At 51.1% G+C, this 25,297-nt stretch carries 17 protein-coding genes, 1 tRNA gene and 2 pseudogenes; 7 read left to right on the plus strand and 13 right to left on the minus strand.

Features of this window, described 5'->3' with window-relative positions; all coding sequences use genetic code 11:
• Positions 1–612: 612 nt before the first annotated feature.
• On the minus strand, positions 613–1,497 hold the full coding sequence (locus ACTQ3K_RS07430; protein WP_441567007.1) for a LysR family transcriptional regulator: 885 nt from the start codon (positions 1,495–1,497) through the stop codon (positions 613–615).
• Between the two features lie 114 nt (positions 1,498–1,611).
• Between ACTQ3K_RS07430 and ACTQ3K_RS07435 the strand changes: the two genes are divergently transcribed.
• Both ACTQ3K_RS07435 and ACTQ3K_RS07440 read left to right on the plus strand, forming a co-directional pair.
• Positions 1,612–3,012 carry a sodium-dependent transporter gene (locus ACTQ3K_RS07435; RefSeq protein ID WP_441567005.1) on the plus strand — a complete coding sequence of 467 codons (1,401 nt, stop codon included), beginning with the start codon at positions 1,612–1,614 and terminating at the stop codon, positions 3,010–3,012.
• Between the two features lie 74 nt (positions 3,013–3,086).
• Positions 3,087–3,953 (plus strand): GNAT family N-acetyltransferase, encoded by an 867-nt coding sequence (locus tag ACTQ3K_RS07440; protein ID WP_441567003.1) that lies wholly within the window; start codon positions 3,087–3,089, stop codon positions 3,951–3,953.
• 71 nt (positions 3,954–4,024) lie between these two features.
• Here ACTQ3K_RS07440 and ACTQ3K_RS07445 read toward each other — a convergent pair whose 3' ends face one another.
• Together ACTQ3K_RS07445 and gltB are read right to left on the minus strand one after the other, a co-directional pair.
• Complete coding sequence (locus ACTQ3K_RS07445) at positions 4,025–5,512, minus strand: glutamate synthase subunit beta (RefSeq protein ID WP_441567001.1); 1,488 nt, start codon at positions 5,510–5,512, stop codon at positions 4,025–4,027.
• A 3-nt stretch (positions 5,513–5,515) separates the two neighbouring features.
• A complete protein-coding gene (gltB, locus tag ACTQ3K_RS07450) occupies positions 5,516–10,099 on the minus strand; it encodes a glutamate synthase large subunit (protein WP_441566999.1) in 4,584 nt (1,527 codons plus the stop codon).
• A gap of 508 nt (positions 10,100–10,607) precedes the next feature.
• On the opposite strand from gltB, the gene ACTQ3K_RS07455 reads away from it, so the two are divergent.
• Complete coding sequence (locus ACTQ3K_RS07455; RefSeq protein ID WP_441566997.1) at positions 10,608–10,829, plus strand: hypothetical protein; 222 nt, start codon at positions 10,608–10,610, stop codon at positions 10,827–10,829.
• A 365-nt stretch (positions 10,830–11,194) separates the two neighbouring features.
• On the opposite strand, the gene ACTQ3K_RS07460 is transcribed toward ACTQ3K_RS07455, so the two are convergent.
• The 4 genes from ACTQ3K_RS07460 to ACTQ3K_RS07475 all read right to left on the minus strand — a co-directional run bounded on the left by ACTQ3K_RS07460 (position 11,195) and on the right by ACTQ3K_RS07475 (position 17,222).
• Positions 11,195–11,926, minus strand: coding sequence for a M15 family metallopeptidase (locus tag ACTQ3K_RS07460; RefSeq protein ID WP_441566995.1), 732 nt, complete (start codon positions 11,924–11,926; stop codon positions 11,195–11,197).
• 73 nt (positions 11,927–11,999) lie between these two features.
• Positions 12,000–12,923: a CPBP family intramembrane glutamic endopeptidase gene (locus ACTQ3K_RS07465; protein ID WP_441566993.1), complete on the minus strand. Its 924-nt coding sequence runs from the start codon at positions 12,921–12,923 to the stop codon at positions 12,000–12,002.
• Positions 12,924–12,933: 10 nt separating this feature from the next.
• Entirely contained in the window at positions 12,934–16,149 is a 3,216-nt protein-coding gene (gene carB / locus ACTQ3K_RS07470) for a carbamoyl-phosphate synthase large subunit (protein WP_441566991.1), read from the minus strand.
• Entirely contained in the window at positions 16,149–17,222 is a 1,074-nt protein-coding gene (locus tag ACTQ3K_RS07475; RefSeq protein ID WP_441566989.1) for a carbamoyl phosphate synthase small subunit, read from the minus strand. Before ACTQ3K_RS07475 ends, carB begins: the two co-directional genes overlap by 1 nt.
• Positions 17,223–17,511: 289 nt before the next feature.
• On the opposite strand from ACTQ3K_RS07475, the pseudogene ACTQ3K_RS07480 reads away from it, so the two are divergent.
• Both ACTQ3K_RS07480 and ACTQ3K_RS07485 read left to right on the plus strand, forming a co-directional pair.
• Positions 17,512–18,366, plus strand: a pseudogene (locus ACTQ3K_RS07480) (peptidoglycan-binding protein); the annotation flags it as partial.
• Positions 18,367–18,450: 84 nt separating this feature from the next.
• Positions 18,451–18,523 (plus strand) — tRNA-Ala (locus ACTQ3K_RS07485).
• Between the two features lie 61 nt (positions 18,524–18,584).
• Here the strand turns inward: ACTQ3K_RS07485 and ACTQ3K_RS07490 are convergent.
• The 4 genes from ACTQ3K_RS07490 to ACTQ3K_RS07505 all read right to left on the minus strand — a co-directional run bounded on the left by ACTQ3K_RS07490 (position 18,585) and on the right by ACTQ3K_RS07505 (position 21,310).
• Positions 18,585–18,986, minus strand: coding sequence for a hypothetical protein (locus ACTQ3K_RS07490; RefSeq protein ID WP_441566987.1), 402 nt, complete (start codon positions 18,984–18,986; stop codon positions 18,585–18,587).
• 19 nt (positions 18,987–19,005) lie between these two features.
• Entirely contained in the window at positions 19,006–19,545 is a 540-nt protein-coding gene (locus ACTQ3K_RS07495) for a DUF3877 family protein (RefSeq protein ID WP_441566986.1), read from the minus strand.
• A gap of 31 nt (positions 19,546–19,576) precedes the next feature.
• A complete protein-coding gene (locus tag ACTQ3K_RS07500) occupies positions 19,577–20,251 on the minus strand; it encodes a DNA-3-methyladenine glycosylase family protein (protein WP_441566984.1) in 675 nt (224 codons plus the stop codon).
• Between the two features lie 132 nt (positions 20,252–20,383).
• Positions 20,384–21,310 (minus strand): NAD(P)/FAD-dependent oxidoreductase, encoded by a 927-nt coding sequence (locus ACTQ3K_RS07505; protein ID WP_441566982.1) that lies wholly within the window; start codon positions 21,308–21,310, stop codon positions 20,384–20,386.
• A gap of 92 nt (positions 21,311–21,402) precedes the next feature.
• Between ACTQ3K_RS07505 and ACTQ3K_RS07510 the strand changes: the two genes are divergently transcribed.
• Positions 21,403–22,779 (plus strand): recombinase family protein, encoded by a 1,377-nt coding sequence (locus tag ACTQ3K_RS07510; RefSeq protein WP_441566980.1) that lies wholly within the window; start codon positions 21,403–21,405, stop codon positions 22,777–22,779.
• Positions 22,733–23,134, plus strand: a pseudogene (locus ACTQ3K_RS07515) (peptidoglycan-binding protein); the annotation flags it as partial. The gene ACTQ3K_RS07510 and the pseudogene ACTQ3K_RS07515, both read left to right, overlap by 47 nt.
• Here the strand turns inward: ACTQ3K_RS07515 and ACTQ3K_RS07520 are convergent.
• Both ACTQ3K_RS07520 and ACTQ3K_RS07525 read right to left on the minus strand, forming a co-directional pair.
• Positions 23,135–24,580: an ATP-binding protein gene (locus tag ACTQ3K_RS07520; RefSeq protein ID WP_441566978.1), complete on the minus strand. Its 1,446-nt coding sequence runs from the start codon at positions 24,578–24,580 to the stop codon at positions 23,135–23,137.
• The gene (locus ACTQ3K_RS07525) at positions 24,577–25,275 is read right to left on the minus strand and encodes a response regulator transcription factor (protein WP_441566976.1); all 699 of its coding nucleotides are present in this window, start codon (positions 25,273–25,275) and stop codon (positions 24,577–24,579) included. The genes ACTQ3K_RS07520 and ACTQ3K_RS07525 overlap by 4 nt, the downstream gene beginning before the upstream one ends.
• Between the last annotated feature and the right edge of the window lie 22 nt (positions 25,276–25,297).

Here is a 25,297-nt window from a genome sequence, read left to right on the forward strand (position 1 = left end):
CTTCTTTCGCCATAGGACCTCCTTCTGCAGGAGGATACCTATTCAGTATACCATTGCATGACTAACTTATGGTTTCTATACCCAAATCAGATTTTTAAAATTCATTCAACGAATTTTTTCATTTTCTACTTGCCATTCGTTTTCTGATCTGCCGTTTACCTTCTACCAGACAGTTGAACAGTTTTGTCGTGACAGACGAAAATATCTCTGCGGAAAGTCCTCGAATTCTACTGCTTACTAACAGGGATAGTGCCTTGTCGCAATAAAAAGGAGCTGAGATTCTTTGTCCCAACTCCAAAATATTTTATTCCCTATACCATTCTCAAACCATACAGTAATCTACAAAGCTTTTCTCCATCTGATGTACCTCCCCACGTTATCTCGTTGACATTTCAGCCAATCTGTTATACAATAAATTACAAGTTAAGTACCATACTAACTTACATCATAAGTTCAAATACGAATTTAATTCAAATCGTTGCGTTCAGCAACCCACAGTGTGTGGATCAAGCCTGCTATGCAGGCTTTTTTTCTTAATCCTCGCTGGTTTCTTTCCTCGTTTATGTCTTCTTTTTATTTAGTGTTTATTTTCTTTTATTATGCCTTATTATGTTATGACTTGCAACTGCTTTTCATCTTTCCCTGCAAATACTCCAGTAAAATCTTCGACACAACAGAGCTGGTTGTTTTGGAGAATGCCAGCCCGATGGTACGGCAGCAGGAGGGCTCCAGGGGACGGGAAACTACATGATGGGCAAAGGCCTTCAGAACCAGATCCTGGGAAATGGTCACGCCGAGATGGCTCCGCAAAAATGCCATGATCAGCGTATCGTCCCGAAAGCGGTAACTGATCTTCGGCTTCACCGGACAGGAATCGATCAGATGCTGGATATCATTACTGCAGCCCGGCGTTTCGATGATAAACGGATACTGAAACAGTTCCTCCAATGTAACGCTGTCTTTTGCTTCCAGCGGATGACCTTCTGGAAAAACCGCACAGAGCGGATCATGAAGCAGAGGATAAAAGGTCAGATCATCTGCTACGATGGCCGACAGGAATCCGCAGTCTACCTGTCCGTGAATAATCCAGTCCCGGATCTCATTATAGTTGCCGTCCTGGATTTCTACTTCGATCTTTGGATAATGCTCATGAAAAAAATGGATTACCTCTGGCATCCAGAGTGCTGTGATGCTGGAGAAGCTCCCGACACGCAGCTTTCCCTCAATCTTATGGTTGATGTTGAAGGCTGCCTGCCTGAGCTTCGCTTTCTGGTTCACCATCTCCTGGATGTACGGAAACAGTCTTGTTCCGTTGTCCGTTAAGCACACGCCCCGCTTGACCCGGACAAACAGCTGCACGCCCAGTTCCTCCTCCAGCCCCGCCATCATCTGGCTGATGGCGGACTGCGTATAGGAAAGTGCTTCCGCAGCCCTGGAAAAGCTCCCTGTTTCGCAGACTTTTAAAAAAATTTCATATCGGTCTTTTTGTTCTTTCATCGTTTTCACCTATAAGTTTTTTTTATGTAGTGCATTAAAATCATTCATTTTCCTAATATCTTACCACATGATATACTGGTTAGCAAACTGTATAGATTGGAGTCTGAATTATTTATGGAAAAGAAATCAAATCACTTTTCAGGACAGATCGGATTTATCCTTGCGGCAGCCGGAAGCGCCGTCGGTGTCGGCAACCTCTGGCGTTTTCCCTATCTGGCAGCCAAGGATGGCGGCGGTCTGTTTCTGATCATCTACCTGGTTCTTGTATTGACCTTCGGCTTCACGCTTCTGACCTCCGACATTGCCATCGGACGCCGGACAAAGCAAAGTGCCATCGGCGCCTATACGCAGATGAATCCCAAATGGAAATTTCTCGGAATCCTGACATTCCTGGTTCCGGTTCTCATTATGACCTATTACGCAGTCATCGGCGGCTGGATCTCGAAGTATGCAATCCTTTATCTTACCGGTCAGTCCGGTGCTGCTGCTCAGGATAACTTTTTTACCTCCTTTATCACCTCTCCGGTGTCTCCTGTGATCTTTGCCCTGTTATTCATGGCTGTCACAGCATTCATCGTTTACAACGGCGTGGAGGGCGGAATCGAGCGGGTATCGCGCTACATGATGCCGATCCTGCTGGTTCTGGTCGTTGTTATCGCAGTCTACTCCCTGACCCTGAAGCATACAGACGCTTCCGGCCAGGTACGGACCGGCATGGAAGGCTTTCTTTATTACATCACCCCTCATCTGGAGGGTCTGACCCCCGGACGTTTTCTTCAGATTCTTCTGGATGCCATGAGCCAGCTGTTCTTCTCGCTGAGCGTATCCATGGGCATCATGATCACCTACGGTTCTTATGTGAAGCCGGAGGTTAATCTGGGAAAAGCCGTCAACCGGATCGAGCTGTTTGATACCGGTGTTGCACTGATTGCCGGCGCCATGATCATTCCCGCCGTCTTTGTCTTTTCCGGTACGGACGGTATGGGAGTCGGCCCCAGCCTGATGTTTGTTTCCCTGCCGAAGGTGTTTAATGCCATGGGAACGGCCGGGATCATTGTCGGTGCACTGTTTTTCATCGCCGCGATTTTTGCAACCCTGACCTCCTGCATTTCCGTGCTGGAATCCATCACCGCAAACTGCATGGAAATTTTTCATTCCAGCCGGAAAAAGACCGTCCTGGTTCTGGCCGTTATCTATCTGGCTGCTTCCGCGGTGATCGCCCTCGGTTACAGTATCTTCTATTTTGAAGCAACGCTTCCCAATGGATCCGTCGGCCAGCTTCTGGACATCGCCGATTACATCAGCAACAGCGTCATGATGCCTTTTATCGCCCTGCTCTCCACGATCCTCATCGGCTGGATCAAAAAGCCGGACTATGTCATCGAAGAAATGGAGCAAAACGGTCATACCTTCCGCCGCAAGAGACTGTACCGGGTCATGATCCGCTATGTTGTCCCCGCTATGATGCTGATCCTCTTTTTACAGTCCACCGGTATTCTTTCCTGGATCATGTAAACATGAAACCTGTTTCATCCGGAGCTGCTTTTGATACAGTTCTGGTGTTTTTATAAAAAGGAGCTCTCTGAATTATGTCAGTGTTTCTTCACAACACCTTAAACGACCGCCAATGCCGACAGATCAAAGGACTTCACGACCGCTGTCTTTCTGCCGTTCCGGTTTCATCTGCCCAGCTCAGCCTGGTGCTTCCGGAGGAAGGTGAGGTCTATGAGGACACCTTCTATCTGACCTTTGAAGCCAACGGAAAACTGCTCAGTTTCCTTTCCGTATTCTGCCCCGATGGTGATACTGTTGAAATTTCCGGCTTCACGGATCCTGCCGAGCGTCATCGCGGCTATTTTTCCAGACTGTTATCCGCTGCAAAAAAAGAGGCGGAAAAACGCTTCCAGCCTCTTTATTTTCTGTACCAGGGACTTTCCGAAGATCCCGATACGGCCTCCTTTTGCCGGCACCATCATCTTTCCCTGTCGTTCCGGGAATGTATGATGAGCCATCCAGGATCTGTGGGAACAAGCCTTCCATCCGATTTCTCCATCCGCCCCGCCAAAGCTTCCGACCGGGAGCTTCTGATCCGGCTTCATCTCGGTTCCTTTCTCCCCGGAACCCCCGGTTTTATGACGGAAGAAGAGGCTGTCGGATACATGGACACGCTTCTCTCCGATCCCGCCACAAACTCATTTTTATTATTTCTCGGATCGGAACCTGTAGGACTTTATCATCTTACCTCCGGAGGAAAATCCTTTTATTTTATGGGGCTGGGAATCCTCCCGGCGTTCCGGCGCCAGGGACTGGCCGCTCAGACCCTGAACCATGTTCTCTCCCGGATTCCGGAAAACCAGAATCTGCTTTTGCAGGTGTCTACACGAAACACCGCCGCATGGGAGCTGTATCAGAAGCTGGAGTTTCAGGTCGTCAATCAGGTGGAATATTTCGAATAAAAAACAGACTGCGTATCGTTCTTGGGATAGCGCAGTCTGCCTGAATCTCATTTTCTATATTTCTTTCACTTCTACACCGGATTGGAATAGCCCATCAGACTCTCATCCACGGCTCTTGCTACTTCACGCCCTTCGCGGATCGCCCAGACGACCAGAGACTGGCCACGGTGCATGTCTCCGGCGGTAAAAACGTTTTTCACACTGGTCTGATACTTGCCGGGCTCAGTCTTTACATTGGTCCGTTCGCTGACCTCCACACCAAATGCCTTTGTCACATAGGACTGGCTGCCCAGAAAGCCTGCAGCGATGAGGACAAGATCCACATCGATGGTCTCCTCGCTTCCGGCGACAGGAACCATGTTCATGCGTCCCGTCTTTTCGTCCTTTTTCGGCTCCAGCTTCACCAGAACGGCTTTCTTTAAATTGCCCTTTCCATCGGCAATAAACTCCTTCACCGTGGTCTGGTAGATCCGGGGATCATGACCAAACACGGCAATGGCCTCCTCCTGACCGTAATCGGTTTTCAGAATCCTGGGCCATTCAGGCCAGGGATTATTCGGAAGTCTTGTTTCCGGCGGTTTCGGCATCATCTCAAGCTGAACGATGGATTTGCAGCCATGGCGAATCGAGGTTCCGACACAGTCGTTTCCGGTATCGCCGCCGCCGATGACCATGACACGCTTTCCCTTGGCAGAAATAAATTTTCCGTCCTTCAGATCCGAATCCAGCAGGCTCTTGGTGGTCGCTGTCAAAAAGTCTACGGCAAAATAGATACCCTTTGCCTCTCGTCCGGGAACCTTGATGTCTCTCGGATTGGAAGCACCGCAGGCCAGAACCACGCTGTCAAACTGCTTCAGGATTTCCTCCGCTTTCATGGTATTTCCTACATCAGTATTTGGCACAAACTCCACGCCCTCTTCCCGCATGATTGCCAGCTTCCGGTCGATGATCGACTTATCCAGCTTCATGTTGGGGATTCCGTAGCGAAGAAGACCTCCGATCCGGTCCCGCCGTTCAAATACCGTTACCAGGTGCCCGCGCTTATTGAGCATATCGGCCGCTGCCAGGCCGGAGGGACCGCTTCCGATCACGGCAACCCGCTTTCCGGTGCGGACTTCCGGCGGCATGGGCTTCACATAGCCGTTTTTATATGCCGTTTCGATGACACACATCTCATTTTCCTTAATGGAAATCGGCTTTCCGTTCAGGTTGCAGGTGCATGCCACCTCGCAGGGCGCCGGGCAGACCCGGCAGGTGAATTCCGGAAACGAGTGGGTCTTATGAAGCCGGTTATAAGCCTGTCTCCAGTTTCCATGATAGATCAAATCGTTCCACTCCGGAATCAGGTTGTTCAGCGGACAGCCGGAAACCATTCCCTTAAACAGCACTCCAGACTGGCAGAACGGCGTTCCGCAGTCCATACATCTTGCTCCCTGAAGCCGCTGCTGTTTCGTCGGGAGCGGCAGATGAAACTCCTTAAAATTCTTGATCCGTTCCAGAGGCGCCACGACAACGCCGTTTTCCCGTTCATAATCCAGAAATCCAGTTGGCTTTCCCATCTTTTAGCGTCCTCCTTCCGCTTCACCCTTTGCATTGGCAAAGAATGCTTCAATCTGTGCCTGCTCGCTGCTCAGTCCCTTTTCTTCCATCTGGACAATGGTATTGAGCATCCGCTTATAATCATAAGGAATGATCTTCTTGAATTTCGGAAGGTATTCGCCAAAGTGCTCCAAAATCTCTTTTCCGCGCTCCGAATTGGTGTATGCCACATGATCCTGAATCATCTTTTTCAGTTCCAGCACATCATATTTGTTGGTCAGTTCTTCCATGGAGACCATCTCCCGGTTCAGTCTGCGGTACAGATCGTTTTCCTCATCCAGCACGTAGGCGATTCCGCCGCTCATGCCTGCGGCAAAGTTCTTCCCGGTCTTTCCGAGAACCACCACACAGCCGCCGGTCATGTACTCACAGCCATGGTCTCCCACACCTTCCACAACGGCTCTGGCTCCGGAATTTCTCACGGCGAACCGCTCACCGGCAAGGCCGCTGATATAAGCCTTTCCGCCGGTAGCACCGTAAAGAGCCACGTTGCCGATAATGATATTTTCATCTGCCCGGAAGACAGCACCCTGGGGCGGATAGATCACCAGCTTACCGCCGGATAAGCCCTTTCCGAAGTAATCGTTGCTGTCACCCTCCACTTCCAGTGTCAGCCCTGCCGGGATAAAGGCTCCGAAGCTCTGACCGCCGCTGCCGTTACACTTCACCGTAAAGGTATCCTCCGGCAGTCCCTCCGGATAATGCCTCGTGATTTCTGCGCCGAACATGGTTCCGAAGGTCCGATCGGTATTCTTGATGTCTACCTCGATGCTGCGCTTCTGTCCGGCCTCCAGTGCAGGAAGCAGCTTCTTAACCAGCACCCGTTCATCCAGCGTCTTCTGAAGCTCAAAATTATATACTTTTTTATGATGATAACCGGCCAGCTTTGTTCCCACATAGGGGTTATCCAGAATTCTGGACATATCCACGGTCTTTGCGCGGTCAAAATCCAACTCACTCTTTACCTTTAATAAGTCAGTACGTCCAACCAGCTCATCCACCGTGCGGACACCCAGCTTTGCCATGTACTCCCGCAGCTCCTGTGCCACAAAGTGCATGAAGTTGATCACGTACTCCGGCTTGCCGCGGAACCGCTTTCTCAGCTCCGGATTCTGGGTCGCAATGCCCACCGGACAAGTGTCCAGGTTGCAGACCCGCATCATGACACAGCCCATAGTCACCAGAGGAGCCGTTGCAAAACCGAATTCCTCAGCGCCCAGCAGCGCGGCGATCACCACATCGCGTCCGTTCATCAGCTTTCCATCTGTTTCCAGGATCACCTTGTCGCGAAGCCCGTTCATGATCAGCGTCTGATGGGTCTCCGAAAGTCCCAGCTCCCAGGGAAGTCCGGCGTTGTAAATGGAATTTCTGGGCGCCGCACCGGTTCCGCCATCAAATCCGGAGATCAGGATTACCTGGGCTCCGGCCTTTGCTACACCGGCCGCAACCGTTCCCACACCGGCCTCGGAAACCAGCTTTACGGAAATCCTTGCATTTTTATTGGCATTTTTCAGATCATAGATCAGCTGTGCCAGATCCTCGATAGAATAGATATCATGATGAGGCGGCGGGGAGATCAGGCCCACACCAGGCGTTGAGTGTCTTGTTTTTGCCACCCAGGGATATACCTTTTTGCCGGGAAGCTGGCCGCCCTCTCCGGGTTTTGCCCCCTGTGCCATCTTGATCTGAATCTCATCCGCACTGACTAAAAATCTGGATGTTACACCAAACCTTGCAGATGCTACCTGCTTGATGGCCGAACAGCGGTCCTGTCCGATGATTCCCTTCGTAGCCAGACGCTCCAGTGCCTCGCCGCCCTCACCGGTGTTGGACTTTCCATGGATCGCATTCATGGCAAGCGCCAGCGTCTCATGGGCCTCCTGGGAGATAGAACCATAGGACATGGCTCCGGTCTTAAATCGTTTCACAATAGAATCCACACTCTCCACCTCGTCGATGGGAATGCCCTTCTCCGGATAATTGAAATCCAGAAGCCCGCGGAGGTTCATGGGCTTGCGCTCCTCATGGAGCAGCTCCGAATATTCCTTGAACATCTCATAATTTCCGGTCTTTGTGGATTCCTGGAGCAGATGGATCGTCTTGGGATTGTATAAATGCTCCTCTTTTCCGGCACGGGATTTATGACTTCCTACACTCTCCAGGGTCAGATCCACCTGTAACCCCAGCGGATCGAAGGCCGCCGAATGGAGGGCATCCACATCTGCCGCGATATCCTTTAAGGTCACGCCGCCGACCCGGCTCACCGTATCGGTAAAGTAACGGTCGATAACCTCCTTGGAAATACCCACTGCCTCAAAGATCTGGGATCCCTGATAGGACTGAATCGTGGAAACGCCCATCTTGGACGCGATCTTCACGATCCCATGGAGTACTGCGGAATCATAATCGGCCACAGCAGCGTAATAATCCTTGTCCAGCATGTTCGAATCGATCAGATGACGGATCGACTCATGAGCCAGATACGGATTGATGGCACAGGCGCCGTAGCCCAGCAGCGTTGCAAAATGATGAACCTCTCTCGGCTCGCCGCTCTCTAAGATCATAGCCACCGAAGTCCGCTTCTTGGTCCGTACCAGATGCTGCTGCAGCGCCGAAACAGCCAGGAGTGACGGGATCGGTACATGGTTTTCATCAATGCCGCGGTCCGACAGGATCAGGATATTGGCGCCGTCCCGGTGTGCCCGGTCTGCCTCCAGGAACAGATGATCCAGTGCCTTCTCCAGGGAAGTATTCTTATAATAAATGATCGGGATCACCACCGGCTTTAAGCCGTCCACCTTCATGCTTTTGATTTTCAACAGATCCGTATCTGTTAAGATCGGGTTATTGACCTTTAAGATCCGGCAGTTTTCCGGTGATTCCTTTAACAGGTTTCCGTCACAGCCAATGTATACCGATGTGGAGGTTACGATCTCCTCACGGATCGCATCGATGGGCGGGTTGGTAACCTGCGCAAACAGCTGCTTGAAATAATTGAACAGGGGCTGATGCTGTCTGGAAAGAACCGCCAGGGGACTGTCCGCTCCCATGGAGGAAATCGCCTCTGCACCGTCCCGTGCCATGGGCAGGATCATAGTCTTATACTGCTCATAGGTGTAGCCGTAAGCCTTCTGAAGCCTTGCCCGCTCCTCATCGGTGAAGCCCGGCACCTTCTGGTTGGGGATCTTCAGCTCCTTTAATTCCACCAGGTTGCTGTCCAGCCACTCGCCGTAGGGCTGGCGGTTGATGTAGCGCTCCTTCAGTTCCTCATCGTCAATGATCTCGCCCTTCACCGTATCGACCATAAGCATTTTTCCGGGATGGAGCCGTTCTTTCTTTAAAATATTGTCCACAGGAATATCCAGCGCACCGACCTCGGAAGCCAGGATCATGTAGCCGTCCTTTGTCACATAATACCGGGAAGGCCGCAGACCGTTCCGGTCAAGGACTGCACCCAGAAGGTCACCATCGGAGAAAACGATGGATGCAGGACCGTCCCAGGGTTCCATCATGGTGGCATAATACTGATAGAAGTCCTTCTTCTTCTGGCTCATGTATTTGTCATTTGCCCAGGGCTCCGGAATGGTAATCATTACTGCCAGCGGAAGCTCCATGCCGCTCATAACCAGAAATTCCAGGGTGTTATCCAGCATGGCCGAGTCAGAACCGCTTTCGTTGACCACCGGAACGACCTTTAACATTTCCTCCTTGGTAAACTCGGATTCCATATTTTCTTCTCTGGCGATCATCCGGTCCACATTGCCGCGGATGGTGTTGATCTCACCATTATGTACGATCAGACGGTACGGATGAGCACGCATCCAGCTGGGCGTCGTGTTGGTACTGAACCGGGAATGGATCACGGCGATAGCCGTCTCATAATCAGGCGACTGAAGATCCTCAAAGAACAGACGCAGCTGCTTTACCAGGAACATGCCCTTGTAAACGATGGTCCGGCTGGAGAGCGATACCACATAGGTATCATCATTACTCTGTTCAAAAACCCGGCGTGCCACATAAAGCTTCCGGTCGAAATCCAGCCCTTTCTCCACATCCTCCGGCTTTCCGATAAAGCACTGCTCGATACAGGGCATACAGTCCAGTGCCCGCTTGCCAAGGATTCCTTCATTGATGGGAAGCCTTCTCCAGCCGAGAAACTTCATGCCCTCCTTCTCCACAATGATCTCAAACATCTTCTTCGCCTGGGCTCTGGATAATTCATCCTGTGGAAAGAAAAACATGCCGACACCGTACTCCCGCTCATCACCGAGGGTGATTCCGCACTGCGCCGCCGCTTTTTTGAAAAACTTATGGGAAATCTGCAAAAGGATTCCGACACCGTCTCCGGTCTTTCCCTCCGCATCCTTTCCTGCACGATGCTCCAGGTTTTCCACGATCTTCAGCGCGTTATCCACCGTCTTATGAGTCTTGATGCCTTTAATATTCACAACCGCGCCGATTCCGCAGTTATCATGCTCAAAGCGCTCCTCGTAAAGACCGGGCACCATTCGTTGTTCCTTTGCCTGTACCGCTTGGTTTCCTTCCATAGTCAGCTTCCTTTCTCTGTTCAGATTCGTTTTGCAATTTTCTCCTGATCAATTGCACGTTTTATTCATAAGACGAACTTTCCTATGAAATAAAAAAGTGCCTGCAAAACCAAATCGTTTCCGATTCCGTTTTACGGCACTCCTTTGTGTCTGATCATATCCTGTTATGCAAAAACGCGTCCGGGACGGTTCCTCCGCCTGCTTATGCTTCGTTCCTGTCTCGTTTTGACTTGTGCATTATCATACACCTGTTGTTTTCGATTGTAAATAAAAACTTTTTGCTTAATTGTCTGATTATTTGAATTTTATTATTTATATCTTGTATTGTCTGTCTTATTTCGGCTTTTTCCCAGTATTTTCTCCTGTCTAATACAATTGATATCCTCCACGGACATGATTGTACCTGTAAAAAAACATAAATTACATGCGAAAATCCCTTTGATTTTTTTCGGAAAATCCTTTATAATTCCTGTAATAAATTGATCAATCGTTCCAGGAGGACTCTATCATGCACGAATATGAAATCATCATCGAATCCATTAACCCCTGCGGCGGCACAAAGCACGCTCAGAAGGAAATCATTGAAGCTGAGGCCGAAAGCCCTGAAGCATATGTAAACGAACACGGATTATTTCCGATCCTGGAGCAGTTCCAGAACGAGGACGGCGACACCATCATCGTCACCGGAGATTCCCACGGCTACTCCGTTCGATATACCTTTACCGAATAACCATAGAAAATGAACCATAGAAGGCCGGCAGGTATAACATTCTGCTTCTTCCGTCTGAGGCGGTCCGCAAAATTCCATACAACGCCGGCCTTTAAATGGCTTAGCCGACAAATTCATAATTACTTATCCAATATTGGTCTGAAATAAAAAAATGTGCTTTCCGATTGGTCTTTAACCATATATCAGCAACCTCATTTAGATCTACTTTCTGTAACTTTCTAATCATAATAATCGATTCTCCATGCAAACAGATTGATTCCCGCAATAGCCAGCCCCGTGCTGCTTTCCATGCACGACAGAGGCAGCTTCGATATGTGCCTGCTGGCGGGCTTGGAAGCAGCTCGGGGCGTCGATTCCAAAATTTCCTACTGTTTGCCCAGATACTCCTCCAGACAGATCCCCTGCTCCATGATTTCTTTTGCGGCTTCTTTCCCCACATACCGGTAATGCCACGGCTCGTTGATGACGCCGGTGATATCGGTCTTGTCCTCCGGATAACGGCGGATAAAGCCGTATTTCCAGCAGTTCTCATTGAGCCAGTCCCAGACAATGTTGGCGTCCTGGGTTTCCCAGTTGTTGGTGGTGATATCCACCGCAAGACCCAACTCATGCTCGCTGGTTCCGGGGATCGCCACCCATTCCTCAGCGGCGGTTTTTGCCTCGTCTGCAGAATAGCCCTGGGCTTCATACTCGGCAATCTTATCATCCATGATCTCCTGCTGCTCGGTATTTGTCCGGTAGGAGGAGGAAATATGAGGCGTAACTCCCTCGGCTCTCGCATCGTCAAACATCTGCTGAAGCTCCGGATAAATTCTTGCATCCACGGCCTGTCCGCCGGAAAGCTCCTCCTTCTCAAACTGGTAATCCGACGGCAGCGGATTCCACCGGTTCACCAAAATAAGCCGCCAGTCCGATTCTTCGGCTGCGGCACTGCTTTCCGCCGCCTGATTTCCTCCGGCCACAGCGGTTTCGCCGGAATTACTGCCTTTTCCCGGAAAGGCACAGGCAGAGGCAAACAAAAGAAGAGACAGCATAAAGCAGACCGCCGTTCGTTTTCCCGCCATAGAATCGTTTCCTTTTGTTCTGCAATTCTTCATGTTTCCTCCTTATCTGAAAACGGCTCCCTCCCGCAAATCCGGGAAGAAGCCGCTTTTTATGGAACAGATGCCTTTACTGCGGATCAACAGGCGTATTTCCGGTCTGCCCGTCTTCCATGACCGGAGGCGTCTCCGGCAGGATTTCCGTTGAATGAACAAACCGTTCGATCAGATAAACCATCACAACAATCAGCAAACAGCAGATCACCGTCACTCCCCAGAACACACCGAGGGAACCGTACATCCAGTCAAGTGCTCCCGTCTCCGATCCCAGCACAGACAAAAGGTTTGCCGCCATATGGAACAGGATCGGTGCCGCCATAGTATGATACCGCTCATACACATAGATAAACAGAAGTCCCAGAAGGAACGCATACACACCCTGCACCAGATTTCCGTGATAAATACCGAAGATCAGTGCACTGAGCACCGCACCGGTCCCCAGACTGGTATACTCCCGGAGTCTCCGATAAATGAGACCACGAAAAATGAGTTCCTCCACAATGGGGATCAGAAATCCCAGTCCCACAAACTCCAGCACAAGCTTTCCGCCGTAAAGAACCTCGGAAACCTCATCATAAGCGCTGGACACGCTGTAAAGGCCGCTCACCATGATCAGATTGTTTCCCGCAAGGCAGGTCACGGCACCAAGCACCGCGATCAGTACAAACAGCGGAGCCGAAACCTTTGTATAGCAGTGCTCTCTTCCGGCGATCCGATCCCGTTTCCGGTCCATGCGGTAAAACAGGATCAGAAGCGGCAGGGTAAGTGCCGCTCCGATCACCTGGAGCTCCAGCGCCACAGAAAGCGTCCGGTTTAATATTTCATTAAATATCTCGTTCATCTGGCTGCTCAGACTCGCCGAATCATAGCCTGCAATGGTCTGAAACGAGATATACAGAGTTACAAGGGTCTGCACAAAGAAACAGATACCGTAGTATACAAGTCCCGGATAAAGCAGTCTCCAGACTCTCCTTCCCCAGCTTTCCTGTTTCATAACCACGCTCCTATTCTGCCTTTCCCCTGCTCTTTACTGTCGCAATATCAATCAGTGTCAGGCCGTCCTCCCGGTTTTCCAGGCTGGTAACCAGTGCCTTTGCCGTATCTATGGCTGTCAGAACATTCACACCAGTCTCAATGGCATTCCGGCGGATCACAAAGCCGTCATGGCTCTTCGCTGCTCCCTGATTAGGCGTATCGATAACCAGATCGATGTCATGCTCCAGGATCAGGTCAAGAAGGTTGGGAGACTCCTGCTCCAGCTTATTGATCTTGATGGCCTTTACGCCGTTCTCATTGAGAACCTTCGCCGTGCTTCTTGTGGCATAGATCTTATAGCCGAGGGCTGCGAACCGGCGTCCGATGTCAACGGCCTCCAGCTTGTCAGCATCCTTTACCGTCATGATCATCTTCTTGGTCTTGGGCAGGTTGAAGCCTGCACCGAGGAACGCCTTGTAAAGTGCCTCATTAAAGGTCTTTGCAATACCGAGACACTCACCGGTGGATTTCATTTCCGGGCCCAGTCCGATATCTGCGCCGCGGATCTTCTCAAAGGAGAATACCGGCATCTTAATAGCGATATAATCTGCCTCCGGCTGCAGTCCGGGCTCATATCCCAGATCCTTAATCGTAGAACCGATGATCACCTGCGTTGCAAGCTTTACGATAGGAATACCGGTCACCTTGCTGATATAAGGAACCGTACGGCTAGAACGGGGGTTCACCTCAATGACATAAACCTCTTCGTTGCTCACAATGAACTGGATATTGATGAGGCCCCGTACATGAAGCGCTCTTGCCAGCTTTCTTGTATAATCTTCGATGACTCTCTTTGTCTTATCACTCAGGCTCTGTGCCGGATATACAGAGATACTGTCACCGGAATGGATTCCGGCACGCTCAATATGCTCCATGATACCGGGAATCAGAACATCCTCACCGTCACATACCGCATCAACCTCGATCTCTTTTCCGATGAGATACTTGTCTACCAGAATCGGATGCTCCTGTGCGATCCGGTTGATGACACCGATGAACTCGGTGATATCCTGATCGTTGATGGCGATCTGCATACCCTGTCCGCCCAGTACGTAGGAAGGACGAACCAGAACCGGGTAGCCCAGATCATGTGCTGCCCTGATGGCTTCCTCACAGGTAAATACGGTATGTCCCGCCGGTCTCGGAATACAGCATTCCTCCAGGATCCGGTCAAAAAGCTCACGGTCCTCTGCCGCATCAACATCCTCTGCGGAGGTTCCAAGGATCGGAACGCCCATCTTCATCAGTGCTTCTGTCAGCTTGATGGCTGTCTGGCCGCCGAACTGAACCACAGCTCCGTCAGGCTTTTCAAGCTCAACCACGTTCTCCACATCCTCGGGAGTCAGCGGCTCAAAATACAGCTTATCGGCAATATCAAAGTCGGTACTTACCGTCTCCGGATTATTGTTGATGATAATGGTCTCATAGCCGGCTTCGCTGAACGCCCAGGTACTGTGAACGGAGCAGAAGTCAAACTCGATACCCTGGCCGATCCGGATGGGGCCGGAGCCGAGGACGAGAACCTTCTTTTTGGTACGCTCGCCTGCAGCTTCGTTCTCACTGCCAAAGCAGGAATAGTAATACGGAGTTTCTGCCGCAAACTCAGCCGCGCAGGTATCAACCATCTTGAACGCCGCATGAATGCCATACTCGTTCCGCAGCGCCTTAATCTCTTTTTCTGTCTTTCCGGTAAGCTTTCCGATCACATTATCGGGGAACTCAATCCGTTTTGCCTCTGCCAGAAGTTCCTTCGTTAACGGCTCTCCGGCAAGGCGCTTCTCCATCTCAGTCAAGATGGCGATCTTATCAATAAACCACTTGTCGATCTTTGTAATATCATGGATCAGGTCATAGGAGAATCCGCGGCGCAGTGCCTCCGCAATCACATAGATCCGGCGGTCATCTACCACATGGAGACGCTCCGTTAACTCTTCGTCGGTATCCTTGGTGAAGTCCACACTTAACAGGCTGTCCACATGCTGCTCCAGAGAACGGATGGCCTTCATGAGGGCGCCTTCAAAGTTGGTGCAGATACTCATAACCTCACCGGTTGCCTTCATCTGAGTCGTCAGCGTTCTCTTGGCACTGATGAACTTATCGAACGGCAGGCGGGGCAGCTTTACCACGCAGTAGTCCAGCATGGGCTCGAAGCTTGCATACGTCTTTCCGGTGATGGCATTGGGAATCTCGTCCAGCGTGTAGCCCAGCGCGATCTTTGCTGCCACCTTGGCGATGGGATAGCCGGTCGCTTTGGAGGCCAGAGCCGAAGAACGGCTTACACGGGGATTTACCTCAATAACACAGTATTCAAAGCTCTCCGGATGAAGAGCAAACTGTACATTACATCCGCCGGTGATCTTTAACTCATCAATAATATTCAGTGCGGCGCTTCGGAGCATCTGGTATTCTTTATCTCCCAGGGTCTGAGACGGTGCCACAACAATACTGTCACCGGTATGAACACCGACAGGGTCAATGTTTTCCATATTGCAGACGGTGATCACATTTCCATTTCCGTCACGCATTACTTCGTACTCGATCTCTTTCCATCCGGCGATACACCGCTCTACCAATACCTCGCCTACACGGGACAGACGCAGACCGTTCTGGAGGATTTCGATCAGCTCCTCTTCATTATCCGCGATACCGCCGCCGCTTCCTCCAAGGGTATAAGCCGGACGCAGAACAACCGGATAGCCAATCTCACTGGCAAAATCAATACCTGCCTGAACATCATGAACGACCAGAGATGCCGCACAGGGCTCACCGATCTTCTCCATGGTATCCTTGAATTCCTGTCGGTCTTCTGCCTTTTTAATCGTCTCCGGTGTGGTACCGATCAGCTTTACGTTGTGACTTTCCAGATAACCGGAGTCAGCCAGCTCCATGGCAAGGTTCAGTCCTGCCTGGCCGCCCAGGGTCGGCAGAATGCTGTCAGGCTTTACTTTTTCAATGAGCTTCTCCAGAACCGGAACGGTCAGGGGCTCAATATAAACTTCATCTGCGATGTCTTTATCGGTCATAATGGTCGCCGGATTGGAATTCAGCAGAACAACCTCAACGCCCTCTTCTTTTAAGGAACGACATGCCTGGGTACCGGCATAGTCGAACTCTGCAGCCTGGCCGATGACGATGGGGCCGGAGCCGATTACAAGTACTTTTTTAATGTCAGGATTCTTAGGCATTAGTCATTCACCTCCATCATCTTTAAGAAACGGTCAAACAGATACGCCGAATCTCTCGGTCCGGGGCATGCCTCGGGGTGGAACTGAACCGTAAAAATGTTCTTTCCCGTGTAAGCAAGACCCTCGTTTGTCTTGTCGTTGACATTCACAAACGCCGGTACCGCAATCTTTTCATCCAGAGAATCGGTATCCACCACATAGCCATGGTTCTGGGACGAAATATAGACTCTTCCGGTGGCCAGATCCTTTACCGGGTGGTTTCCGCCTCTGTGGCCGTACTTCATCTTATAGGTGTCTCCGCCGGTTGCCAGCGCCATGAGCTGATGACCGAGGCAGATGGCAAAGATCGGAATATCGGTATCATAAAGCTTCCTGATCTCGGCGATGATCTCCACACACTCCTTGGGATCTCCGGGGCCGTTGGAAAGCATGATTCCGTCCGGTGCATCGGCGATGATCTCTGCCGCTGTGGTGTAAGCAGGATAAACCGTTACCCGGCAGCCGCGCTCATTTAAGGAACGGGCGATATTGCGCTTCGCCCCAAGGTCCAGAAGCGCCACTCTGGGACCGTCCCCCTCCAGCACATATTTTTCCTTACAGGTGGTCCTCCGGACAACACCGGTAGGCGTATACGCCTTGATCTTCGGAAGGATCTCATCCAGGTCATAATTTTCATTGGTCGTGATCATTCCGTTCATGGTACCCTTTTCTCTCAGGATCTTCGTCAAAGCTCTGGTATCGATCCCGGCGATTCCGGGAATATCATGCTTCTCCAGGAAATTCTGAATCGTATCCTCGCACCGGAAATTGCTGGGCATTCTGGAAAGCTCTCTCACGATATAGCCATCAGGCCAGGGACGTTCCGATTCCATATCTTCATAACAAATTCCATAATTACCAATCAGGGGATACGTCATTACTACTGCCTGTCCGGCATAAGAAGGGTCTGTAAGAACTTCAAGATATCCTGTCATTGAAGTATTAAAAACAATTTCACTGATGATTTCTTTTGCCGAACCGATACTGGTGCCGGAAAAGACGGTTCCATCTTCTAATATTAGAAATGCGTTCATTAGTCCACCGTTTCCTTTCGTAGTCCTGCAAAATGCGCGGAAACCGCGCATTCACCAACTTAAGCTCAAATTGTAAAGATTCTACCACAACGTGCTCTACAATGCAAGCCCTTTTTCCCGGAATGTCTGCGGCGATTCCGATCTGCGACCGATTCTGTTTTTCTCCGAACCGCTGCTGTCTCATTTGCTTTTCTTATCATAGCACAGATCCCGGATGATTTCCATATTTTAATAGAAACAAACCTGTGGAGATTTTCCCTTGAAACTGAGACTTGCGCAGACCGATCCCGTGGACAGCGGGCAGCTTTCCGTTTCTGTCCTTTCCGCCCAGAATAATTTTCCCATATCCGGCGCCAAGGTCCGGATCACCAGAACCGGACCGGAGGAACGGCCCGTTGAAGAGCTCCGCACCGACACCTCCGGACAGACAGAAGAGATCACCGTCGGCACACCGCCGCTGGAATACAGCATGGAGCCGGGTGAATCGCGCCCCTATGCCGAATTCACCATTACGGTCTCTGCTCCCGGCTATGAATCTCAGACTGTCGAGGGCACCGAGGTTCTCCCGGAAGCTGAGGCTCTCCAAAATATCCGTCTCCGTCCTCTGTCCGAAGACGAAGGCGCCGCTCCGGTGATCCAGATTCCCGATCATACCCTCTACGGCTTTTATCCGCCGAAGATTGCCGAACCGGAGGTAAAACCTATCGCCGAAAGCGGAAGCATTGTTTTAAGCCGCGTCGTCACACCGGAGACCATCATTGTCCACGACGGCGCTCCCACCAATTCTTCCGCAAAAAATTATTATGTTCCTTATAAAGACTACATTAAAAATGTAGCCTCCAGCGAAATCTATGCCAACTGGCCCGAAGCTGCCATCACCGCCAATGTGCTGGCGATCATGTCCTTCACCATGAACCGGGTCTACACGGAGTTCTACCGGAACCGTGGCTACGATTTCACCATTACCTCCTCCACGGCCTACGATCACAAGTGGATCTACGGACGCAATATCTTTGAAAGCATCTCTGTCATCGTTGACGAGATCTTCAGCGATTACCTCTCCCGGCCCGATGTCAAACAGCCGATCCTCACCCAGTACTGCGACGGACGGCAGGTTTCATGCCCCGGCTGGATGACCTTATGGGAAAGGAACTGTATTTTTTTCTGTCATACGAACTGAATTTTTTCTTTACATTTTCCAAGATTGTGCTAAAATAAATAAGCGTGAGGGGCATTAGCGCAGTTGGGAGCGCGCAACATTCGCATTGTTGAGGCCAGGGGTTCGAATCCCCTATGCTCCATATGGAAAAAGCTCGGAAAATCAATGGTTTCCGGGCTTTTTTGATTCTTTCCGGTTCTTTTCTACCGTGCCAGCAGTGCGTTTACAAATGCCAGATAGCAGGCGAAGTCTCCCATGGCCTTCCGGTTATTGGTGTCATCCTCCTCATATCCCAGCTGTTCCCGCCAGGCGGCCTCTTTTCCCTGCTGCCGTTCATACCGTGCAAGCATGTTCAGATGGGTGATTACTGAATTATGACAGGAGGTACGTCCGGGATCCTGCTCCGTGCGCTCTTTGGGACTCAACAGGCTCCAGCCTGCACGGATTGCCGCATAACGGACGGCTGTTTCCAGAAGCTCCTCATAAAGCTCCTGTCCATCCGCATCCGAACCGATCTCCGAAAGCAGCTCCTTATGTAATTGTTCCATTTCCAATCCTGTCAATGCCTTTGGTTTTGTCTGATACTCTTCTATGGTTCCGTTCATACTTTCTGCCTCTCTTTTCTTAAAATCCGAAATCCTCATAATCTTCCGGCAGGAACCGATGATAAATAATATGACAGCCTTCGTCCTTAAAACAGTAATAGTAGCGGTCATCTCTGCCACGGAACCGGATCAGGATATCAAACTCGCCGTTATTCACCGGCTCCACCTCACAGGCTTCATCCCAGGATTTAAAAAACGCCGTTATCTGCTCCAATGTAATATCATGGCGGCTGAGAAGTGCCACCAGCTGCTCAATGAATTCATTTTTCGCTTTCTGCTCATGGACATACTCCGAAGCTTCCGGTGATAAATGAAAGCAGAACCGTTCTGCCTTATGAGTCACGGTCGTCTTCCCCAGCCGCTCACCGGACGCGTCCGAAAATCCGATCAGTGCCTCCTGCATTTCCTCCGCTGAAAACTGTGCCGCAAAAAAGTGGTTTAAGGTCGATAAGGGATAATATAACCGGATCTCTTCCTTTCGGTATCCCAGCTTTGCCTGCTCCTCTGCCACCAGATCCGTCAGGCTTTCTTCCAGTCTTTGATATGCTGTCTCATACATGGTCGTTCTCCTTATTTCAAACCGTCCTGTATCATTTTATCGTCTGCCGCTGCCTTCCCGGATTTTTCGGCTTATAATCCCGCATGCCGGGAACCGCACCGCCGGAAACTGCCCACAGATATAAGCTTGCCGTGCTGCAGTACGGGCTGAACCGCCTCCGGTATTTCTCAAAAAGCTTCCGGTCAATGGCTCGATGATGATATACCATGCGCAGCCCCCGCTGAATAGCAAGATCATCATAGCTGAAAATATCCGGCCGCTGCAGGCAGAACAGTAAAATCATCTCCGCCGTCCAGACACCGATTCCTTTTAATGTACTCAGTGACCGGATCGCCGCTTCATCGTCCATCCGGCAGACCGCCTCCGGGTCAAACTCCCCGCTTTTCACCTTTTCCGCGAAATCACAGATGTATTCCGCCTTTCGAAAGGTAATTCCAAGGGACTGAAGCTTCGGAATGCCCGCATCCAGAAGTGTTTCCGCATTCACCTCGCCCAGTGCGTCCTGCATCCGTCCCCAGATCGTCGCCTGGGCCTTTGTGGAAATCTGCTGGCCGACGATGTGATGGACCACCGAGGATACCAGATCCGGATCTGCTTCCCGCCGGATCATTCCAATCTGATCGATCACCGCACAAAGCCTGGAATCTTTCTTTCGAAGGTAAGAAAGCTCTGTCTCGCCGTATTCAAAATATTGTTTCTCTGCCATGCTCCGTTCCTCTTTTGAATTCATTTGCCTTCGCAGATACCGGATTACTCTGCACTGCCTGCCCTTCGTATCTTCCATATCATAGCAGAAATACGGGAGTTTTTCCAGATGAAGTTTTCTCAACTGCTCCCATTATCCCAGTTCCTCTGTCATCGCTGCGGCGGCGGCCGCTCCGTCTCCGACGGCAGTTGTCACCTGGCGAACCTGCTTTTTTCGCACATCACCAGCAGCATAGACCAGTGGAAATCCCAGGTTTCCGGTTTCATCGGTGAGCAAATATCCATTTTTATCGGTCGGAAGCTGCCCTTTTAAAAATGAGGTTTCCGGCTCATAGCCTGCAAATACAAATACACCGATTCCGGTTTCGGACGATACGGAATGAAGGATTCTGCTTTTCTGATCGCGATACCACAGCTTTGTCACCAGCTCATTGCCCTCTGCCCGGACTGCCTCACACTGAAACAGTACTGTGATATTCTCATGTTTTATGACCTGTTTTGCCAGTGCCTCCGGACAGGAAAACCGGTCACGGCGGATCAGCATGGTCACATGGCTGGCAAACCTGGTCAAAAACAGACTTTCCTGCACAGCAGACAGCCCGCCGCCGATCACAACCACCGGCTTTCCTTTATAAAATGCCCCGTCACAGACGGCACAATAGGAAACACCTTTTCCGGTAAACTCGGTTTCTCCCTCGAATCCGACCCGTTTTGGATGTGAACCGGACGCGATCAGAAGCCCACGGCTCCGCAGGATTTCTTTTCCTGTTTCCACCTGTTTCTCTTCCCCATTTACCGAAGCCTTCTTTACCTCAGCCTGAAGAAACTCCGCTCCGAACTGCGCGGCCTGCCGCTTCATCACGTTTGTCAGCTCTGCTCCGGAGATTCGCTCAATCCCCGGATAATTTACCACCTCGTCCGTCAGTGCGATCTGTCCGCCGAAGTATTGCTTTTCCAGTACCAGAACCCGCTTTTTGGCACGCGCCAGATACATGGCTCCGGTCAGTCCCGCCGGGCCGCCGCCGATCACGATCACATCATACCTCTTCTGATTTTCCATTTTTCTGCACTCCTGTTCTGATTTGTTGCCGGATTACCCTCTCAGTATGTGCAGATTTGTTCCGGTCTTGCATACAGATAGAAAAAATGCATTTGTTCAAAATCATGTCAAACCAGATTTCTCCAACCACCTCTTCCCATTCAGATGCAGCACGCACCGCCGCCCTCTATATCCGGGTTTCCACCCAGGAACAGGCAGAGCTTTCCCCGGAATCACAGAAACGGCTGCTGCTCGACTATGCCGCCGCCCATGGCCTTTCCGTCCCGGAGGAATACATTTTTACGGAAAGTGTTTCCGGACGACGGGCAGATAAACGCCCGAAATTTCAGGAGATGATCGCCCTGGCGAAGCACCATGCATTTCAGGTGATCCTGGTCTGGAAATATTCCAGGTTTGCCAGAAATCAGGAGGAAAGCATTGTCTATAAAAACCGCCTGAAACGGGATGGCGTGGAGGTGGTCAGCATCAGTGAACCCTCTTTATCCGGCCCCTTCGGAAGCCTGATCGAACGGATTATTGAATGGATGGACGAATATTATTCGATCCGCCTGTCAGGCGATGTATTCCGCGGCATGAGTGAGCGGGCGCGAAACGGCGGACATCAGGCCCGGGCACCGCTCGGCTACCGGCTCTCCGTCCCCGGAGGCACACTTCTTCCGACGGAACCGGAGGCCGGTCTGGTACGGCGGATCTTTGAAGAATTTCTGGAACAGAAAAAAAGCCCCCGCCGGATTGCAGAAGCCTTAAACCGGGAAGGACTTCGTACCGGCTCCGGCGGAGCCTTTGAATCGCGGGCTGTCCGTTATCTCTTATCCAATCCCGCCTATGCCGGGATTCTTTGCTGGAACCGCCGGGGAAATACCGGTGCTTCCAAAAACGCGCCGGAGGATTGGATCTGGGCAGATGCAGCTTTTCCGCCGCTGATTTCCAGAGAAGCCTTTTTCCGCGCCCAGGCACGGCTAAATACCGGTTCTCCCGGACACAGACCTCAGACATCCGCCGCAGCTTCCCGTTCCTGGCTCTCCGGATTTGTGAAATGCAGTGCCTGCGGACGCTCTCTGGCAATTTCCTCTCACAAAGGCTCCCGCGGGCAGATCTACCGAAGCCTCCAGTGCTGCGGCTATCTGAAAGGCCGCTGTCCTATTTCTCATCAGATCAGCGAACGGGCACTCTGCACCATGATCCGGACGGCACTTTCAGAAGAGCAGAAAGCAGGAACTCTCCCGGAGGCACTGCTGCCACTCCGGGTGGTTCCTGCTGCTGTACCTTCCTTATTCTCAGAACCGGAAGGCCGTCTTATCCGTATGTTTTATGGTTCCATCGTCTATGATGCCGGGCACCAAACCGTATCCCTAACCGAATCCACTGCCGCATCAAGTGATACATTCTCATTTGGAAACTTTTTCTCTGATAAAAACCGATTCCTTCCCTATAAGGATGACCCAGTGGGGCTCGAAGGCTCTCGGTGACCAGGGCTACTCAGCGATCCGGATTCTCCGAAACTACTACGGACAGGATCTTTATATTAACTCGGCAGAGCAGATCTCCGGAATTCCCTCGTCCTGGCCCGGTGAAGATCTCACCATCGGCTCCAGCGGCCAGAAGGTTCTTCAGCTTCAGGAGCAGTTAAACACCGTTGCCAGCGTGTACTATGCCATTCCCTCTTTGACGCCGGACGGGATCTACGGCGAAGCAACCGCCAATTCCGTCCGCGCCTTTCAGTCGGTATTCGGTCTTTCTCAGACCGGCGTGACCGATTTCCGTACCTGGTATAAGATCTCGGAAATCTATGTGGCCGTTTCCCGGATCGCGGAGCTGAACTGATTACGTTTCGGAGGTTTTACTTCCGGAATCCGGAACCGCCCTGGTTCCCGGCTCTGCGATAACCGGCAGTCGGACGGTGAAGGTTGTTCCCACATCCACCTGACTGTCCAGACTGATGGTGCCGCCGTAATATCCCACAATATGCTTTACAATGGCAAGTCCCAGACCGGTGCCGCCCATCTTCCTGCTTCTGCCCTTATCCACCCGGTAGAACCGCTCAAAGACACGCCGCTGGGCTTCCTTGGGAATTCCGACACCCGTATCACTGACAATCAGAATCATATCCTCCTGCTCTGAGGTGATCGTCAGACGCACAATTCCCTCAGGGCGGTTATATTTAATGGCATTGACCAGCAGATTGGAGATCAGCTCCCGGAGCTGCTGTGGATTCATGATCACCGTCAGCGGACGGCACTCCGTATAGACTTTAATATCCTGCTCCGCCGCCATGGGCTCCACCGTTCCTAAAAGATCCTCCAGAAGCGGATAAACTGCCACAGGCTCCTTTTCAACCTCAACCTCCCTGGTCTCCAGCTTGGATATCATGAGAATATCATTGATCAGATTTGTCATGTGGTCCGTCTCACTCTCGATCCGACCCAGGAAATCCTTCTGGACCTCCGGCTTCGTCACAAGGCCGCTCTCCAGAAGCTCTGTATATCCCTTGATGGAGGTAATGGGCGTTTTTAATTCATGGGACGCATTGGAAAAGAACTCCTGGCGGATAATCCGTTCCAGCTCCAGCTTCTTCACATAACCGCTGATCTCCGTGGACATCTGGTTCATAGCCTCAATAATAACATTCAGCTCCTCATACTCATAACGCTTCATGAAGATCTCGGTATCGCCCTTATCCACCTTCCGAAGCTCTCCGGCGATTTCATTTAAGGGGTTCGTGATGGAAGCCGCAAACCGCTCCGCCAGGAAAAACGAGGCCAGCAGCGCCACACCAATACCAAGAAGCACCGCCGGGATCAGAACTTTTAAATAGGTATACAGCCCTTCATACGGAAGCGCCAGACGGAGGATATGCTGACCGTCACTGCTCTGGATCGCTGCATAAAGCATCTGGCGGTGGATCGTATCAGAATACCGTCTGGCAAACCCTTCGCCGCCGGAAAGCGCTGTCTGAACCTCCTCCCGGTTCAGATGATTCTCCATCTGATCCACATCTGCCACGCCGTTATCGGCCAGTGCCGTTCCGTCGGTAAGGATCACCGTACAGCGGCTGTCCCTGTTTCCGTCTATGGCACAGAGATCCGCGATCTGCTGTTCCAGATTTCCCTCATAATCCAGAGCGTAGTCCATCATATGAAGTGTATCCACCATCTGCCTTTCTGTATTCTTTAAGCTTTTCCGGCTCATAACCATACAAAACACGGTACTGCTTACCACCAGTGCCAGCAAAATCATCCACACAAACTTTCGGAAAATAGCTTTTTTCACGATTCCTTCTCCTGTCCGCAGAACCGATAGCCCACACCACGGACGGTCCGGATCATCTCGGCATTTCCGTCTTCCAGCTTCTGGCGCAGGCTCCGGATGTGCATATCCAAAGTCCTCGACTCACCCTCATATTCATAGCCCCAGATCTGATTCAGGATCTGCTCCCTGGTCACGACCCGGCTCTTGTTTTCCATCAGATATTTTAACAGCTCATATTCCTTTAACGTCAGATGGATCAGCTGATCCCTTAAATAGACCTCTCTGGTCTCCGGACAGATCGTCAGATCTCCTTCCTTTATGGAATCCGGCTGCTTTGCCTCCCGTCCGCTTTCCCGTCTTAGCTGGGAACGGACTCTGGCCGCCAGCTCCAGCACACTGAAGGGCTTTGTCATGTAATCATCTGCACCGCGGTCCAGGCCGATAACCTTGTCAAATTCCTTGTCCTTTGCTGTCAGGACAATGATCGGAAGATTTCCGATCTTCGGATCCTTTCGGATCTCCTCAATGGCCGAAAGCCCGTCCATGCCGGGAAGCATGATGTCAAAAATTGCCAGGGACGGCTGATCCCGCACGATGCTCTCCAGCGCCGGCTCTGCCGCTTCAAAGGCTTCTATCTGATATCCATAGCTCTCCAGAGCGGCTTTGATCAGCTCTCTGATATTTTCGTCGTCTTCTATCACATAAATCAGTTCCATCGTATCCTCCCAGACCTGTTGT

The organism is Candidatus Paralachnospira sp. LCP21S3_A2 (assembly GCF_052118925.1).
Lineage (GTDB): Bacteria > Bacillota > Clostridia > Lachnospirales > Lachnospiraceae > Lientehia.

Bases quoted from the DNA above. Each gene is read 5' to 3' on its own strand.
- ACTQ3K_RS07490 (WP_441566987.1), bottom strand. From the start codon at position 18,986: ATGAACGGAACCATAGAAGAGTATCAGACAAAACCAAAGGCATTGACA.
- ACTQ3K_RS07435 (WP_441567005.1), top strand. From the start codon at position 1,612: ATGGAAAAGAAATCAAATCACTTTTCAGGACAGATCGGATTTATCCTT.
- ACTQ3K_RS07505 (WP_441566982.1), bottom strand. From the start codon at position 21,310: ATGGAAAATCAGAAGAGGTATGATGTGATCGTGATCGGCGGCGGCCCG.
- ACTQ3K_RS07525 (WP_441566976.1), bottom strand. From the start codon at position 25,275: ATGGAACTGATTTATGTGATAGAAGACGACGAAAATATCAGAGAGCTG.
- ACTQ3K_RS07495 (WP_441566986.1), bottom strand. From the start codon at position 19,545: ATGTATGAGACAGCATATCAAAGACTGGAAGAAAGCCTGACGGATCTG.
- carB (WP_441566991.1), bottom strand. From the start codon at position 16,149: ATGCCTAAGAATCCTGACATTAAAAAAGTACTTGTAATCGGCTCCGGC.
- ACTQ3K_RS07430 (WP_441567007.1), bottom strand. From the start codon at position 1,497: ATGAAAGAACAAAAAGACCGATATGAAATTTTTTTAAAAGTCTGCGAA.
- ACTQ3K_RS07465 (WP_441566993.1), bottom strand. From the start codon at position 12,923: ATGAAACAGGAAAGCTGGGGAAGGAGAGTCTGGAGACTGCTTTATCCG.
- gltB (WP_441566999.1), bottom strand. From the start codon at position 10,099: ATGGAAGGAAACCAAGCGGTACAGGCAAAGGAACAACGAATGGTGCCC.
- ACTQ3K_RS07455 (WP_441566997.1), top strand. From the start codon at position 10,608: ATGCACGAATATGAAATCATCATCGAATCCATTAACCCCTGCGGCGGC.
- ACTQ3K_RS07440 (WP_441567003.1), top strand. From the start codon at position 3,087: ATGTCAGTGTTTCTTCACAACACCTTAAACGACCGCCAATGCCGACAG.
- ACTQ3K_RS07475 (WP_441566989.1), bottom strand. From the start codon at position 17,222: ATGAACGCATTTCTAATATTAGAAGATGGAACCGTCTTTTCCGGCACC.
- ACTQ3K_RS07445 (WP_441567001.1), bottom strand. From the start codon at position 5,512: ATGGGAAAGCCAACTGGATTTCTGGATTATGAACGGGAAAACGGCGTT.
- ACTQ3K_RS07460 (WP_441566995.1), bottom strand. From the start codon at position 11,926: ATGAAGAATTGCAGAACAAAAGGAAACGATTCTATGGCGGGAAAACGA.
- ACTQ3K_RS07500 (WP_441566984.1), bottom strand. From the start codon at position 20,251: ATGGCAGAGAAACAATATTTTGAATACGGCGAGACAGAGCTTTCTTAC.